Source organism: Proteiniphilum sp. LBM24028 (assembly GCF_056629195.1).
This window is the reverse complement of the sequence record NZ_CM152817.1, coordinates 3,616,420-3,632,617: the sequence shown is the minus strand read 5'-3', so window position 1 is coordinate 3,632,617 and position 16,198 is coordinate 3,616,420. Positions and strand designations below refer to the sequence as shown.

Here is a 16,198-nt window from a genome sequence, read left to right as displayed (position 1 = left end):
AAAATGGGAAAACCTGCAGCACGAATAACCGATATGCACACCTGCCCTATGGTAACGGGTACTGTACCCCATGTGGGCGGGCCTGTCTTGCCACCCGGTGACCCCTCGGTACTGATCGGTGGAATGCCGGCTGCACGGGTGGGCGACATGGCTCTCTGCAGTGGGCCACCCGATTCCATCGCCGTAGGATCGGCCACCGTATTGATTGGCGGAATGCCTGCAGCACGCATGGGCGATACGATGGCGCACGGAGGTACCGTAGTAGCCGGTGACCCAACAGTATTAATAGGAGACTAAAAATATGGAAAATCAATCGTTTCTCGGCAGGGGCTGGAGTTTCCCCCCAGAATTCAACAGGGAGTCAAAGGCGGTGAAAATGCTCGAAGACGAAGAGGACATACGAAGCAGCCTGCATATATTGTTATCTACAAGACCGGGTGAACGGGTGATGGTTCCGGGATATGGCTGTAACCTCGATGAGTTACTGTTTAGCCCTCTCAATCTGACCATAGAAACGTATGTGGTCGATTTGATCCGAACGGCCATTCTTTATTATGAGCCACGTATCGACGTAAATAAAATAGAAATTGACCAAACCGACGAGTTTTATGGAGTTTTACTCATCCGTATTGATTATACCATACGTGTAACCAACTCAAGAATGAATATGGTGTATCCTTTTTACAAAGAAGAGGGTAACGAATTATAACCTGAATAAATATGACTAACTGCGGCAAGGAAATAATACTGACGCGTGAAGGGACCGACCAACAGGAGAGGTTTATTGAGGCTCTGAATCCCGATTCGGTAGAGTTGAACGAATTCAGCCTGAAAGAATGGATGCAGTTTGCATACCGTTTTGCAGCACATTTGAATTATTTTGGCACCCATGACGATACCGAACCCGCGGGGGACTGGCAGGAATTCTTTCAAAAAGACGAAGATATCGAAACATTCCTTCAAAGTGTGGGAGAAGGAGGTGGCATCAAGCCACACCTGGCGCTTTACATTGCCTTCATCAGGTTGCTCGAATTCAGTAAAAGCCGGTTCAATAGACTTACCAGCAGGCATCTGGATTTTTATTATCAACATATCCTCCAAATTGAAAAGCTGCCCCCCACCCCCGATAAGGTACATGTACTATTCGAACTGGCCAAAAACTGTGTGGCTACACAGATAGGTAATGATACACAGCTTGACGGAGGCAAGGATGACAAAGGACAAAAACGTATCTATAAGACGGACGGCGAATTGATCGCCAACCAGATCAGAGTTGCCCAGCTGAAAAATGTATATAACGACCATATCAACAGTAAAATAAAGGCATCCGAGAAAGCAGCTTCATTCGATGGCGTCGGCGGAGATTTTCCAGATGACAATATAAAATGGTGGCCTTTTGGTCATTATAACGCGTCCGGTTATCCTGAACTACCCGACGCAAAAGTTGGCTTTGCCCTGGCATCCGATGTTTTAGCGATGAAAGAGGGGGAGCGTAATGTCAGGATGACCATTGAGTTTATCAGTTCACCCGTTTCTTTCCCTGTAACCATGCTGACAGAAAATGTGGAGATATGGTGCAGTGGTGAGAAAGGATGGCTTGGTCCGTTTACCGTTCTACCGCAGCTCAGCGAAGAGGGAGGAAGCATTATTTATACATCGGGACTTGATGTGACAACAAAAAAAATGACACTCGCCTTTCAGATTCCGAAGGAGGAAAAACCGGTGGCAGGTTATCAAAAGGCAATACATGGCGAAAATTTTACTGTCGGCCTGCCAGTGTGCAGGGTGTTGTTTCGGACAGAGAATGAAGATGGTCACACCCTTTACCGCCGGCTGGCCGAGAAAGAGGTGAAAGCAATCACCATCGATGTGGATGTACGAAAAGTAGAAGGTCTTGAACTGGAAAATGATATCGGTATACTGAATGCTTCCAAACCATTTTTCCCGTTCGGAACCAAACCGGTGAAGGGATCTAATTTTTATATCGGCTGCTCCGAACTCTTCAGGAAGGAGTGGGAAACCTTTGACGTGGAAATAGACTGGAAAAATACGCCCGGGAAGCTTGGAAGTTACGATGCCTTTGTCGATTTGTATTTTGCTTACCGTACCGATTACCTGTATCAGGCCAGTTCATCAGTTTATCTCGACGGAATTTTCCTTTCTGACAGGGTCGCAGCCGAAATTCAGCTGGAAAAACAGGAGATCAACCCGTCGCTGGAAAAAACTTTCAAAGTTGTCAATAAAAATCCCAATAATTTAATTGTCACTGACGACAGTTATTTCAAGGCATTGATTGAGATCAGACACAAAGAGGAATGGATGACCTTACCCGGCAGGTTAACGCTTTTTACGCCCGACGGAGATGGTTTTGCCACCCGTTTTACCGTGACAAATGCAGGTTATGAAACCGGGAAGAACGGTCCTGCCCGCCTGTCGCTCGAACAGTCGTTCTATCATGAACTTTTTCCGCGAATTTACGCGCTTGCCCTGGCCAGTGAGGAGAAAACAGCATTGATTCCCAACGAACCCTACACTCCCCTGGTGGAAACCATCCGGCTGAATTATACTGCTACAGCGACTTTCAACCTGACAGCAAATGAGCAGGAGTATAGGAATAACACCGTTCAGTTGTTTCATGAACATCCCTTTGGGCAGTCGGAAGAACATCCGTTTCTGAAAAATCAACTCTCCTTTCTGAGCGGAGCCGATAAAAAAATCTATTCCGTGCCTACCTATTGCAAGGGCGGGGAACTTTATATCGGTTTGGAAAATGTACTGCCTCAGCAGCAGGTTTCCTTATTGGTACAGGTGCTGGAAGGAAGTGAGAACCCGGAGGCCGATGCATTCACTGGAAAACAGAAAATAGAGTGGTCGGTATTATTTAACAATGAATGGAAATCATTGGATTCAGCGTATATGATCATCAACCAGACCGATAATTTCCTGAAATCGGGTATTGTCCGGTTTTCCATTCCCAAAGGAACAAACAGCAATGGTATGCGGCTTCCCGGGGGACTAGTATGGGTAAAAGCCAGAATCCATAAGAATTACGACGCGGTTTGTAAAGCCATTGCCATTTATGCCCAGGCTATTCAGGCACACTTTACAGACAACGGAAATGAATTGTCACATCTCGAAAAGGGACTGGAAGCGGGGAACATTTCAAAACTCGTGCAACGGATCTCCACGGTGAAGGGAGTTTCTCAGCCTTTCAGCTCTTTCGGCGGCACCTCCCGGGAGACAGATGCCCACTATTACCGGCGGGTAAGTGAACGTCTAAGACATAAAAACCGGGCCATCACTCTCTGGGATTACGAACATATCGTGTTACAGCAATTTCCCGAAATACACAAAGTGAAATGCCTGAACCATACCTCCGAAAACTCTTTTTTGTCACCGGGCGATCTGTTGCTGATCGTAATCCCGGACATTGTAAACAAAAATGTATTTGACATTTACCAGCCACGGGTAAGCAGGGCTTTACTGAATAAGGTGCAGCAGACTATCAATCAGTTCAATTCTTTTCATGTAAATGCCATAGTGCGGAATCCTGACTATGAAGAAGTAACGGTATCGCTGAAAGTGAAGTTTCACGATGGATATGACGAAAGTTTCTACAAGAAGCAACTGAATGAAGATATTACACGTCTGTTGTCGCCCTGGGCCTTTGAGCGAACCGCCGAAATAAGGTTTGGTGCTACCCTGCACCGGAGCACGGTAATCAATTGGATTGAAAAGCTGGGATATGTGGATTATGTAGCAGAGGTAAAACTGCAAAAGGATGGGAAAACAAATATCAAAAGTGTGTCACCCGAAAGTCCGAGGGCCATCCTTGTATCGGCCAGACAGCACAAAATTGATACCGACATCAAAAGTTGCACAGTACAAACAGAAACCAAAGAAACATGTCAGAGCTGAAAAAATATCACCCGATAAGGAAAGAGGTCACCACCGGAGACGATCTCGATTATGATTTCCTGCGTAAAAAAGGGATAGAGTATGTTGAGCAACTGGCCCGCAATGTCTGGAACGACTACAATGTGCACGACCCGGGTATCACCCTGCTCGAAATGCTGAGTTATGCGCTGACCGATCTCGCAGCGCGCATCGAAATGCCCATCGAGAATCTGCTGACCCCGAAAGATAACACCACTCCGAAAATCAATGAGCAGTTTTTCACAGCATCACATATTTTAACCACCAAACCCGTAAGTGAGGCTGATTACCGAAAATTGTTCATCGATATTGAGGGTGTTAAAAACTGCTGGTTGAAAACATACCCTAAAACCATCTGGGTAGACTGTAAAAACAGTAAACTGTCGTACAATGTGAGGGATTTCGAAGCCGTTCATCCAGACGATAAAAAGCAGTTCGATCTGAAGGGGTTGTATACCATAATTGTTGATTTCGATGATCTGGACACAGATGAATTTCCAACAGAAATGCTGCAGGAAGTTGAGAAAGAGCGTATAAAAAAAGAGATCAGACTCCGGTTCCACTCCAATCGCAACTTGTGCGAAGACCTGATTAATATTCAGGAAGTGGGAATTCACCCCGTAGCCGTTTGCACAAGCATTGAACTGGAGGCAGAAGCCAACGAGGAACTGGTGCATGCCAAGGTAATCCACGCCATTGATCACTATTTTTCCCCTTCGCTCAGGTTTTACTCTTTGAAGCAGATGATGGAGAAAGGGTATGGTTCCGAAGAGATATTCGAAGGTCCCCTGTTGGAAAACGGATTCATCGACTCAGGGGAACTGGAGTCAGCTGTCCTTCGTACCGAAGTACGACTGTCCGATCTGATACAGTTAATCATGGCGGTGGATGGTGTAAAAATCATAAAGGATATTTCGATCAAAGACTGTAATAACCCGGATGACGATGCGGGTGAATGGATAATTTGCGTGGAGCCGGGCAAGAAGCCGGTACGTTGTTCAGATAGTGCTTACAGCTACTTTAAGAACGTTTTACCGGTGAACGTAAACAAAAAGAAAGTGGAGCATTACCTCGATACAATAAAAAAAGAGGAAAGAGAAGCACAGAAAAGTGCCAAGGTGGGAATGGAGATTGAGGTGCCGCAGGGAGTTTATGCCAACACAAATGAGACGACGACCATCCAGAACGACTTCCCGGACACTTATGGTATCGGGCGCAACGGGTTACCGCCACAGGTACCCACCGCCAGGAAATCACAGGCAAAACAGCTGAAAGCCTATCTGCTTTTTTTCGATCAGGTGCTGGCCACTTATTTTGCACACCTCGGAAAGGTGAAAGATCTTCTCTCTGTCGATCAACGATTGAAGAAGACATACTTCACTCAGGCGGTACAGGATATCAAGGATTTTGAGGAACTGGTGGCAGATTATCCCGCAGGCGATCCGGAACAACTGACCCATAAGCTGCTTGGTGATCTGGACAACGATGTGCAGCGTAAAAATAAGATCCTCGATCATCTTGTGGCCCGTTTTGCCGAGAAGTTCACCGACTATGCCTTCCTGATGAAACAACTGTATGCCGATTATGCCGACATGGCAATCCTTCAGTCGAAACAAGGCTTTTTGAAAGACTACGATGTAACCAGCCGGGGGCGGGGTAGTGCATTCAATTATTATCGGCAACCTGCAGAGGATCTATGGGACACAGAAAATGTGGCGGGTGTGCAAAAACGAATTGCCCGTCTTGCCGGTATCAGAGATTATTCACGGAGAGATCTGTCGGGATCATTGATTGAGATTTATGATCTTGTCGATGCTGACGGTATCACCGTGTACCGCTGGCGAATTTTTGACACGGGAGGTAACATTATTCTGTCGGCTACCGAAAATTATCACACACCACAGGAAGCCCGGGACGAAGTTTATCATGCCATGGTGAAAATAGTGACGACTTCTTCCGGGTCAATCGATACAGCATTTGAAAGTGAAATCGCCGACGAAACGGTAGTGGGAAATTTTGAAATACAGATTTCAGCTACCGGTAAATATTCCTTCAATGTGCTTGACAGGGAAGCCGATCCTGATGGACCCGACAGGGTGATTGCCCGACAGTATACTTACCACGAAACAGAAGAGGAAATCAAGGAAGCCATTCTTGCACTTATCGCATTCATGACGGACATGTTCAGTGAAGAAGGTATGTTCTTGATCGAACATATCCTGTTACGCCCCGACGTAACAACCGAAACAGTATCACAGGATCAGTTTATGACGATCTGCGACGACGACTGTAGGGGGTGTCACCCCATTGATCCTTATTCTTTCAGGGTTACCGTGGTCTTGCCCGGGTGGACATACCGCTTTGCCAACATCGATTTTCGAAATTTCCTTGCAGAACTTATCCGCAAAGAGCTACCTGCTCACGTGCTGGCCCGTATTTGCTGGGTAGGTTACCGTGAGGGGCAGGTTCCCGATGAAGACAATGATATGCTCCGGCTGGAAAAGGCGTACAAAGCATTCCTTCTGGCAAAAACTAATCTGGGACAGAAACAGGATAAAGAGAAATTAAAAGAACTAAATAAAGTATTGAATGAATTAAGTTCTGTTTATCCCACAGGTAGACTGATCGATTGCAATGAGGAAAATGAAATACTGGAAGGCAAGATTATCCTTGGCCGTACCAACATAGGAAATATTTAATACATAAGCTATGGCAGAGAAATTAAGTGGCATTACCACACAGTACCATATGTTCGTCGATAACCAGGTATTGACAAAAGATCAACTGAATGGGTTCATCGATTATTTTGAAGATCAGCACCGGCTGTCACGTGTTTTCCTGCACGGGGTAGGTACTGTTTGCGGCTTTAAGCTGCATCATAACAGTCCGGAAGGAACAGTGACCCTATCCCGTGGTGTGGGCGTTACTACTGACGGAGACCTGATCCTGCTCCGTAAGGATATCGCGGGATCGTCCGAAAAATCCATCGACCTGAAGGAGATTCAATTTACCCATTTCCGGAAGTTCGGGGATAATTTTGCGAATTACCCCTTTTTCAGGAAAAAAGAGGATGGTGGCGAAACAGAAACCATCATGGATTTATGGGAGATACTGCCTGAGCAAACCGAAGGGGAGAAACCGCTGGGGGAAATGCCCGACGTGGGAAACAAGGTAGTAGTGTTGTACCTTGAATCCTATGCCAGAGAGGGTGATTTGTGTACCAGTATCGACTGTGACAACCAGGGTATCGAACAGGTTGCCCGGCTCAGAGTATTGCTGATTTCAAAGGAAGATGCAACGTACATGGTCAAGAGGGACACTCTCTTTTCCAAATATGAACGAATCGATGAATATTTCGATCTCCCCGAAGTGGCTGTTCCCCGCGTGATCTTGAATCCGAACAATACTTCCAGTTATGAAAACCTCAAACTGGCTTTTCACAAGGCAATCAACAACAAAGTATTCTTCAGTAACCTCTCTGTGGGGATTACAAAAATCCTGAAAGATTTTGACACCATCCTGCAAATGAAATTGCCTAAAAACAGTTTGGCGTCCCTTTTGGCTAAACTGAATGAAATTGCGGGAACCGGCAGTTTCAACATTCCGTTTAATGTACAGTACCGATACGACTTCTTTAAAGATGTGACGGATATATACCTGGAAATCAAGGCGCATATTCTCTCATTAAGAGAAGAGTGCTGCCCCGATACACATGCTTTTCCCAAACATCTGCTCCTCGGTAGCCTCGATGAAACAGAGAGCTCCGTAAAACATTTCCGGCATGGGTTTTACAAATCTCCATCACTCTCGTGTGGCTCCGGAAAACTCGAAGAATGCAGGAGCCTGGTGCTGCGACTGATCGAGATCATCAGCAGATTCGGCGAAAAAACGGGAGAGATAAAAATCACTCCTTCAAAAAAAATGGGGACGCCGGGCGAGCGCGCCATTCCGTTTTATTACACTGTAGATCACTCATTACTGGAATACTGGAATTATGACAAGACCAAAAAAAATTCCCCGGATACCAACCTGGGCTATCATCGTGAAAGGCTGGCCAAACTGCCGCATATCCAGGATCCGCTGAGCTACAACATCGACGGCTTCGATTTTTACCGGATCGAAGGGCATCAGGGAAAAGATTACAAAACAGCGCTTGATGAGATTAACGATCAAAAAGAACGGTACGGATTGGCATTCGACGTAAAAGCATTGTCAATAAGCCTGAACACCGAAAGTCTGAATATCAATCAGTATGAATGCGAATTTGAAGATCTGAAGGTACTATTAAATGCCTGGACGGCCGAACAGGAATGTATCCTCGCCCAGGTTTCCTCATTTTTCTCCGGTTTCAGTCTTGTAAAACCGGGCGCAAATGTAAAGGATCCCGTTTTGACACACCGTACCAAAAAAAATGCTTTTGCGGTAAATAAAGCCGCCTTCCCCCGTATGACAACCATTGCCGACAGCTTTACCACTGAAAAAGATGCACTTGGAAGCATACTGGTAAAAGCTTATGAAGAGACAAGAGGCGGGTCGGTCAACGACGTGATTGCAAAATCCAGAACCATGGTGGAATCGCAGCTTTCCGATGAGACATGGAGAGAGCAACCCGAGATGAAAACATTTGTCATAGATCAATCCATTGAACTGCTGGCATGGTCCAACGAACTCGTAACGAAAATGCCGGTGAGCATTCGGGATTTCACAATAAGTCAGGTCGATACGTACAAGCTTACCCTGGAGGAACTATGTAAACGGGTCAAGCTGATGAAGAACCGCTATCAGCAGATCGAACTGAGCCAAAGCATGAAACTATTCATGGACCTGTTGATTAACCAGCTTTCCCATGTCTGCTGCTCGGGTAAAAAGATTGAAATTTTGTTCGAAGAGATCGACAACCGAAAGGAAAGGATTCTGCTCCGGCTGCAGCTGACCCGGTTTATCGAAAAACATCCGGGCCTTGAGCACAAGGCAGGTGTACAACCCGGCGGTACCTTTGTACTGGTTTACCTCAACAAAATTCAGACCAAACCGATACGTACAATAAATCCAGAGAGACATGACATAGCTGATAACCTTGCAGTTGCAGGGATTAAGTCATCTTCATTCGAAGAGACAGAAAAACGATTATCCCTGTTCGGGAGATACACAGAATATCTGAAAAAGGAGAATCCGGACGACGAAGAGATATTGAGAATTGAAACGCTGATGAAAGAAGAACGGTCCCGGCTTTCGGGAAGAGTCCCGGCATATGCCAATATTCCGGACAATACGGTGGTAGCCGACTTTTCCCTGCCGTATCTCTGCTGTTCCGACTGTGCCCCGGTAAATTTTATAATACAGAAGCCACCTGCCAGATTACGGCTCGAGAAAGACAGCTGGTGCCTTGGAGATGAGCCCGGTGTCATTCTCTATGACGTTTCACCGCCCGATGGAGTCATAGCAACCGCCCCTACCACAGAAGGGCTGACCATTGGAGAAGGAAAGATCACGATCGATCCCGCAACATTCCCTGCAGACAGGTTTGGCCAGACCCTTCACTTCACCGTGAACCAACAGGTAACCGATGCGCTGCTGACTGTACACAAAGCGCCACAGGCCGCTTTCGAAGCGCCTGAAAAAGCTCCGGTGGGGCAGGAGATTATATTCAAACCATCCGGCGATACCGGAGGAGCTTCGTTCCTTTGGTATTTCGGTGACGGCAGCACATCCGCAGAAGAAAGCCCGACCCACACATACAAAGCGTTACCGGGAACCAACGATAATATCGTTGTGGTAAAACTAACCGTGACAGGCCCGAATGGTGTCTGCACAGCCACAGCGGAACATAAGATCCAACTCTTTGAAACGGAGGAACCACCGATAGGCACCTGTATGGAAAGCGCCAAAGAGAGCATGCGGGTTGATCTCAAAAACTTACAGACGCTGCAGTTTCCCGGTTCCAATTTTGTGGTACCGGTCTGGGTTTCTACCAGTGAATTATATGGTGGAACAGCCAACTTTGGAAAGGGAGTACTCGACGATGCAGACAATTTCCTGACCGGGAATCACAACGACAGACTGGAGGAAATGTTCTCCCATCTATGGGAAGAGACATCGAAGTGGATCATGGAGCTTTCCGGCAATCCCGACAGTGAGGAGTTTCAGCATCTGGTGCAAATATTTAGTTTACAAATACGCCTGTTTTACAATCTAACCGGATGTCAGCGCAACGATGTACTCGACGTATCCGGTGAAATGCTGAAGCGCTTGCTGGAACAGATCATTGCCATGCTCAAAAATTTGCGGGAACGTGACATTAAACTGCCGGAATCGTTCCGTCCATTTTTGGAAGAATGGGCAAAAAGAGTATCCGGCAAGGGGATTTTGGAAGAACATGTCAAATCTATATTAAACGATAATCTAGTATAATTTGAAAGTAAGCCCACATATCATTGAAAAAGTGTTTGTCGAGGTGAACACGGCAAACATGAAGACTGCCACAGCGATCAGGGACAACATTGCCGGTCTGCTGGAGCAACGTATATTTCCCAAACTCGCAGAAATGCTGGATGAACTGAATTCAGAAGACAGGGTGATACGTTTTCATACTTTCGATCTGAACATAAGCATCCCCGGAGACGATTTACTTAACAGACTGGAAGTGGCACTGACCGGTCAGCTTTCCCAGGAGATAGCGGCCATAACAGTATCCCTGGAAAGGGGATGGGGCAGCGATACGGTTCACACAGAAATGGAGATTATTCCGGTAGAGAAAAACAGAGAGGAGCTTTTTTTCCATTTTCTTGAAAAGGGTTATCTGCCATGGTATGCCTCCAGGGAAGAGTTTGAAGAATTACTACAGTCACAGCACTGGAAGAATCATCTTGGGAAGCCTGAATTTTTAAGCCGGCTGATCCGTTTATTGAAATCGAAAACCAGTATACGCGATCGGTTTATTTTTCAAATCGACGATGAACATCAAAAAAAGTTTCTTCAACAACTCAATCCGATAGCCGGAAAAGAGGTGGCTACACTTTATGGGTTCTTTGACAAATTTTCACCCGTGACTCATCACATTTTTTACCGGTTTATACTGGATGTCTCCTTAGGAATTGAAATTGATCAGTTGATTTTCTCTTCGCATCAATTGATTGAATCACTGGGAGATATATTGAGAAAACAAAATGATGACCAGGACAGGCAATTTTTCACTGAACTGACCGGACTCGTGCAAAAGAGTAATCATTTATCTGATCAGGAGAAAGAGAAGATCAAAACTGTTTTATCAGCGTCTGTCACAGAATATGAGGCTGACATTACCGTACTGCGGGGAAAGGACGGTCTGCATAAACTTCCGGTGAAAAATGAAGAGAAAGATGTGGAAAAACTTTCGGGAACAAATAAAGATACAGTGGAACTATTTCCGGAAACGGGTGAAGAAGGAATCGCTGTACAAAACGGGGGACTCATATTACTGCATCCATTCTTGAAACAGTTTTTCAGGGCAATTGAAATTCTTGATGAAAAAGAGCGGATAAAAAAATCAGCATATCACGTGGCCATTCAGGCACTGCATTACCTGGCTACAGGCAATTGCGATTTTTTTGAAGGCGACCTCCTTTTTGAAAAATTCCTCTGTGGCGTATCGCTCGCAATGCCCGTGGAAAGAGAAAGTCTGCTTTCTGAGCATATAAAGGAGGAATGCGGACAACTTTTACGCGAAGTAATCAGACAGTGGCCTGCATTAAAAAACAGTTCACCCGATGGATTACGCCAACTGTTTATCCAACGAGACGGAAAACTGGTACAGGAAGAACACCATTATAAACTGCTGATGGAACGGAAAGCCCAGGACATCCTGCTCGACAAATTGAACTGGAATAGCTCGTTGGCAAAAATTCCATGGAGAACAGAGCTATTATTTGTGGAGTGGTAAGTAAATAAGCATGTACAGGACAATACGTAATTTCATACTGATAAATTGAAAACAAACAGATCATATGACAAAGACGATACAAAAATCTCAGAAGACGCCGAATACCGGTGTCACAAATAATGTGACGAGTAAGCCGTTTTTCACTAAGAAGGCGAGTAGCTCATTCTTTCCACAAGAAAATTCATTCAAGAACGAGTCTATTTTTCGAGCCCGAGAGAAGAGTGACATGATTCAAAACAACACGGGAATACCCGATCAGTTAAAGAACGGCATTGAAAATCTATCAGGAATAAGTATTTCAGATGTGAAAGTTCATCGAAACTCTTCACGTCCCAAGCAACTCGACGCCCTTGCATACACACAGGGTACGGATATATACATCGCCCCTGGACAGGAAAAACTCCTGCCACATGAAGCGTGGCATGTAATACAGCAGAAACAGGGAAGGGTGACTCCTACAGGAAGACTGGGAAGAGATCATATCAATGATAATGTCACACTCGAACAGGAAGCAACAGAAATGGGAAATAAAGCATTACATACCAACGACATACATCCTCGTCCAGTTCATAAGAGCAGTAATCAGTCTGTTCATGATATTCAGCGCTTCGGAGTGATTCAAAGAGAGCCCATCCCAGCCAGTGCGATCATTCTGGATGTAAATGCGTCGGCTGAAACAGTACTTCAGCTCTTAATTGCCACAGCTGGTGCTACCAGTCGTCAGTACAGTAGTGTAAACTGGAGGAACATGTTTTTGGGAGTGATAACCCAGCAACTACGGGGAAGATCACTGGGAACCATTACTCATACCTGGAGAGACAACGCCGGGTTAGATTGCGACTGGTCGGTCACGATCAATTTTGACCAGACAGGTGCAAACAGGACCTCCAGACCCACTGAACAAAGAGACATCACCAATGCTTCCGGGGGATCTTCCTCTAACAGTTTGGGTAGTAGTCTGAGCGACACATCCGGATCGAGCGTCTCGGTAACAGGCGGATCGAGCAGTTCTGTTGGGGTAGAGTCAGGACCTGTCAGTGCAGAAGCGGGTAGTAGCAGAAGCGGAACAGTAGGCTTGAGCGACTCGCATACCAGTGGTAGCAGTGGATCATCCGGTGGAGGGCTGAGCGCAGGCTCCTCAGCTGTCAGTCGAGAGTCGGTTACCAGATATCTGGCCTCTCTAAGAGTAAATATTGATTGTACTGCTGAAGCTGCCTACAGCAACTGGGACATCATTAATCCCGTAAAGTGGGGAGCTCACCTGGCAGGGAGACAACACCAGAACTATACATTTTTCATTGGGACATTAACCTATGACTTACCAAACTATTGACTTTGAAACATTTCCACAAACTATGCCGTTTATGCTTTTCTGAAAACAGTAATTCAACAAGAAATGAATGACAAAACTATCATCAATTTTGACGGACTCACTTTTCTGGACGAACTTGAGACAATATATGGTTCTGATGGAATGGAAGGGATTATCAAACTTGCTGCAGAGCGGTTTCCTATCGGTCAGACTATCCGACTGCAACAACATCCGGATCCAAATCATGAGATTGTTTACATGATTGAGAGAGTAGTCATTTCATCTGTCGATCAGGATACAGTGCTATGGTACATGGGGGATGCACCCTCGAGTTCTTTGGTCCGGAGCATGCAGCTGCCCTACGTTGACATCCCTTTTCAGGTAGAAATCTACGGAAGACCGGACAATACAGGCATTACTTCATCTGAGGATGTATGAAGAATTTGCACAAACAAGATAAGCGTGTAAATAGATATTCAGTGCAGGAATACGACCTAAGTTGAATCAATGGAATAAACAACCCGTTTCTAATGATGTACAATGCAAATTACCTGGATTTTTTGAGAAATGTGATTGAAAGCCGACTTGAAAAGATATTCAAAGGGAATGATACCCCTCTTTCGTTATATCCTCCATCGGATATGCATTCGGAACTGGGCCGTTTCATCAATCTACAGAGTATGAATGTCGAGGAAACAATTATTCTGTTGCTGGCCTTGGTGCCACATCTGGATCCCGGTTTTTTCCAATCGGTCATCGCCCCTTTTCTTCCAAATGGCGGCGATTTTCCGGAGTTTGGCGGGACAAAAGGCAAAAATCACCGGGGAATACTGCCGACAGGCGAGACAGTATTGTTCGTTCTGGCAGGGAATGATCCCGCGAAACGGATAGCGCTTTACCGCTATTTTGAGGAAGATCACCTGTTTGCTAAAAAGAATATACTTTCCATTGAGCTACCGGAACATCACGAACCCCGTATGAGTGGCCGACTACTAATGGACGAAGAATATGTACAGTTGTTTACCACCGGAAAAATATCCAAACCAAAACTTAGCAGCGATTTTCCGGCAGAACGGATTACGACGGAGATGTATTGGGATGATCTGGTACTCCGGGAGAAAACACTGAGTGAGATCAAGGAGATTGAGACATGGCTCCGCTACAACGATGAGTTACTTTATGGCTGGAAAATGAAGGGTAAAATCAAACCCGGTTACCGTGTACTTTTCCATGGTCCCTCGGGCACCGGCAAGACACTGACAGCCTCCCTGCTGGGTAAATATACCCACCGTGATGTATACCGGATTGATCTCTCCATGGTGGTTTCCAAATATATCGGAGAGACCGAAAAAAACCTTTCCAGGCTTTTCGACAAAGCAGAAAATAAAGAATGGATCCTGTTCTTCGATGAGGCAGATGCCCTTTTCGGCAAACGGACAAATGTGAACGATGCCCATGACAAGTATGCCAACCAGGAGGTTTCCTATCTCCTTCAGCGAGTTGAGTCGCATGCAGGACTGATAATCCTCGCCTCTAACATGAAATCAAATCTCGACTCCTCCTTCACGCGGAGGTTTAACTCGATCATCGAATTCGATCATCCTGATGCCACGGAAAGGTTACAGCTCTGGAAAAACTATTTTCCGACTACGCCCGAAAGAAAAACAAAAATTGATCTGGAAGAGATTGCCCGCAAATATCATCTTACAGGAGCAAATATTGTGAATGTCATTCAGTTTGCGGGACTGCAAACGCTGGAAAAAAAATCGGCCACCATATCGGCGGATGATTTGTTAAAAGGAATCCGGAAGGAATATGAAAAAGAGGGCAAAATGATGCGTCAGGAATAACCGTATTTTTGACAAATGTTTGTTATTGCTATCTTTGCAAAAAAAAGATGATACTCGATCTCTGTCCCTCTCCTGTTCTTTATCCCCATTATAAGAAGGAAAACGACACCGTGGTCGTGGTCGATGTCTTCAGGGCTTCGGCCACCATGTGTGCCATGCTGCATAACGGCGCAGCAGCTGTTATTCCTGTGGCGGATATTGAAGAGGCAAGACGGTACAAACAGGAAGGGTTTCTGGTTGGTGCGGAAAGAAAAACACGCAAATGCGATTTTGCCGATTTTGGTAATTCGCCGTTCGACTATATCCGTGAAATCGTAACCGGAAAAGAGGTGGTATTTACCACCACCAACGGCACAATGGCCATAGAAATGGGAAGGGACAGCAAGCATTTATTTATCGGAACCTTCTCCAATATTGATGCGCTGGCCGACAGATGTATGAATTCGTCAGATCGGATTGTTATTATCTGCGCCGGATGGAACAGCCGGATAAATATGGAGGATACCCTCTTCGGGGGCGCTTTTGCAGAGCATCTGCTGAAAAAAAATGAGGTGATCTTCGGTTCTGATGCCATAAGAATTGCCCTGACACTGTGGCAACAGGCAAAAGGCAATCCTCAGGGTTATCTGCGACAGAGTGACCATTATCAACGGCTTATCGACAATGGTGCGGAAGGGGATGTAGCCTACTGCCTGCAGAAGAACACCGTGCCGGTGGTACCTTGTTACCACAAAGAAGACAACAAGCTCAGGATATTATAATGGGCCCTCACTCATCCCAATCAAACTCACCGAAATCAATTGACCCAGCAAACTGATCCAGGTCACGCCGTTCCTTCTTGGTGGGACGCCCCGTGCCGCGTTGCCGGTCTACGAATCCACTGATCTTATTCAACTCCAGCAATTCATACTGGTCGGGAGGTGTCACATTTTCCATATATTGCAGCACCATCTTGGCGCCCATGCGCTTGTCGGCCAGTGCAAGCACCATAAAGGAATAGGTTACTGGTGTCTTGCGCACCTGAATGATCTCTCCCGTGCGAATGTTCCGGGAAGGTTTCACCGGTGCATTACCAATCAGAACACGCCCTTTTCTGCATGCCTCGGCAGCCACCGTACGTGTTTTAAAAATGCGTACGGCCCACAACCATTTGTCAATCCGCACTTCATCCATCGCGCAATC

At 45.9% G+C, this 16,198-nt stretch carries 11 protein-coding genes; 10 read left to right on the top strand and 1 reads right to left on the bottom strand.

What is annotated here, in order from left to right; genetic code table 11:
* Positions 1-3: 3 nt before the first annotated feature.
* The 10 genes from AC1HCU_RS14465 to AC1HCU_RS14420 all read left to right on the top strand — a co-directional run bounded on the left by AC1HCU_RS14465 (position 4) and on the right by AC1HCU_RS14420 (position 15,777).
* Positions 4-297, top strand: coding sequence for a PAAR domain-containing protein (locus tag AC1HCU_RS14465; RefSeq protein ID WP_480367063.1), 294 nt, complete (start codon positions 4-6; stop codon positions 295-297).
* 4 nt (positions 298-301) lie between these two features.
* Positions 302-709, top strand: coding sequence for a GPW/gp25 family protein (locus tag AC1HCU_RS14460; RefSeq protein WP_480367061.1), 408 nt, complete (start codon positions 302-304; stop codon positions 707-709).
* Between the two features lie 11 nt (positions 710-720).
* Complete coding sequence (locus AC1HCU_RS14455; RefSeq protein WP_480367059.1) at positions 721-3,918, top strand: hypothetical protein; 3,198 nt, start codon at positions 721-723, stop codon at positions 3,916-3,918.
* Complete coding sequence (locus AC1HCU_RS14450) at positions 3,906-6,635, top strand: hypothetical protein (protein ID WP_480367057.1); 2,730 nt, start codon at positions 3,906-3,908, stop codon at positions 6,633-6,635. The genes AC1HCU_RS14455 and AC1HCU_RS14450 overlap by 13 nt, the downstream gene beginning before the upstream one ends.
* A gap of 10 nt (positions 6,636-6,645) precedes the next feature.
* On the top strand, positions 6,646-10,347 hold the full coding sequence (locus tag AC1HCU_RS14445) for a PKD domain-containing protein (RefSeq protein WP_480367055.1): 3,702 nt from the start codon (positions 6,646-6,648) through the stop codon (positions 10,345-10,347).
* A gap of 1 nt (position 10,348) precedes the next feature.
* Positions 10,349-11,854 carry a contractile injection system tape measure protein gene (locus tag AC1HCU_RS14440; protein WP_480367053.1) on the top strand — a complete coding sequence of 502 codons (1,506 nt, stop codon included), beginning with the start codon at positions 10,349-10,351 and terminating at the stop codon, positions 11,852-11,854.
* Positions 11,855-11,918: 64 nt separating this feature from the next.
* Positions 11,919-13,187, top strand: coding sequence for an eCIS core domain-containing protein (locus AC1HCU_RS14435; protein WP_480367051.1), 1,269 nt, complete (start codon positions 11,919-11,921; stop codon positions 13,185-13,187).
* A gap of 63 nt (positions 13,188-13,250) precedes the next feature.
* Positions 13,251-13,604: a hypothetical protein gene (locus AC1HCU_RS14430; protein WP_480367049.1), complete on the top strand. Its 354-nt coding sequence runs from the start codon at positions 13,251-13,253 to the stop codon at positions 13,602-13,604.
* Positions 13,605-13,696: 92 nt separating this feature from the next.
* Positions 13,697-15,016, top strand: a complete 1,320-nt coding sequence (locus AC1HCU_RS14425; protein WP_480367047.1) for an ATP-binding protein — start codon at positions 13,697-13,699, stop codon at positions 15,014-15,016.
* Positions 15,017-15,063: 47 nt separating this feature from the next.
* On the top strand, positions 15,064-15,777 hold the full coding sequence (locus AC1HCU_RS14420; RefSeq protein ID WP_480367045.1) for a 2-phosphosulfolactate phosphatase: 714 nt from the start codon (positions 15,064-15,066) through the stop codon (positions 15,775-15,777).
* 7 nt (positions 15,778-15,784) lie between these two features.
* On the opposite strand, the gene AC1HCU_RS14415 is transcribed toward AC1HCU_RS14420, so the two are convergent.
* A complete protein-coding gene (locus AC1HCU_RS14415) occupies positions 15,785-16,189 on the bottom strand; it encodes an RNA-binding S4 domain-containing protein (RefSeq protein ID WP_480367043.1) in 405 nt (134 codons plus the stop codon).
* Positions 16,190-16,198: the final 9 nt, after the last annotated feature.

Coding starts and splice junctions, on each gene's coding strand:
- AC1HCU_RS14465 (WP_480367063.1), top strand. CDS start 4: ATGGGAAAACCTGCAGCACGAATAACCGATATGCACACCTGCCCTATG.
- AC1HCU_RS14460 (WP_480367061.1), top strand. CDS start 302: ATGGAAAATCAATCGTTTCTCGGCAGGGGCTGGAGTTTCCCCCCAGAA.
- AC1HCU_RS14455 (WP_480367059.1), top strand. CDS start 721: ATGACTAACTGCGGCAAGGAAATAATACTGACGCGTGAAGGGACCGAC.
- AC1HCU_RS14450 (WP_480367057.1), top strand. CDS start 3,906: ATGTCAGAGCTGAAAAAATATCACCCGATAAGGAAAGAGGTCACCACC.
- AC1HCU_RS14445 (WP_480367055.1), top strand. CDS start 6,646: ATGGCAGAGAAATTAAGTGGCATTACCACACAGTACCATATGTTCGTC.
- AC1HCU_RS14435 (WP_480367051.1), top strand. CDS start 11,919: ATGACAAAGACGATACAAAAATCTCAGAAGACGCCGAATACCGGTGTC.
- AC1HCU_RS14430 (WP_480367049.1), top strand. CDS start 13,251: ATGAATGACAAAACTATCATCAATTTTGACGGACTCACTTTTCTGGAC.
- AC1HCU_RS14425 (WP_480367047.1), top strand. CDS start 13,697: ATGATGTACAATGCAAATTACCTGGATTTTTTGAGAAATGTGATTGAA.
- AC1HCU_RS14420 (WP_480367045.1), top strand. CDS start 15,064: ATGATACTCGATCTCTGTCCCTCTCCTGTTCTTTATCCCCATTATAAG.
- AC1HCU_RS14415 (WP_480367043.1), bottom strand. CDS start 16,189: ATGGATGAAGTGCGGATTGACAAATGGTTGTGGGCCGTACGCATTTTT.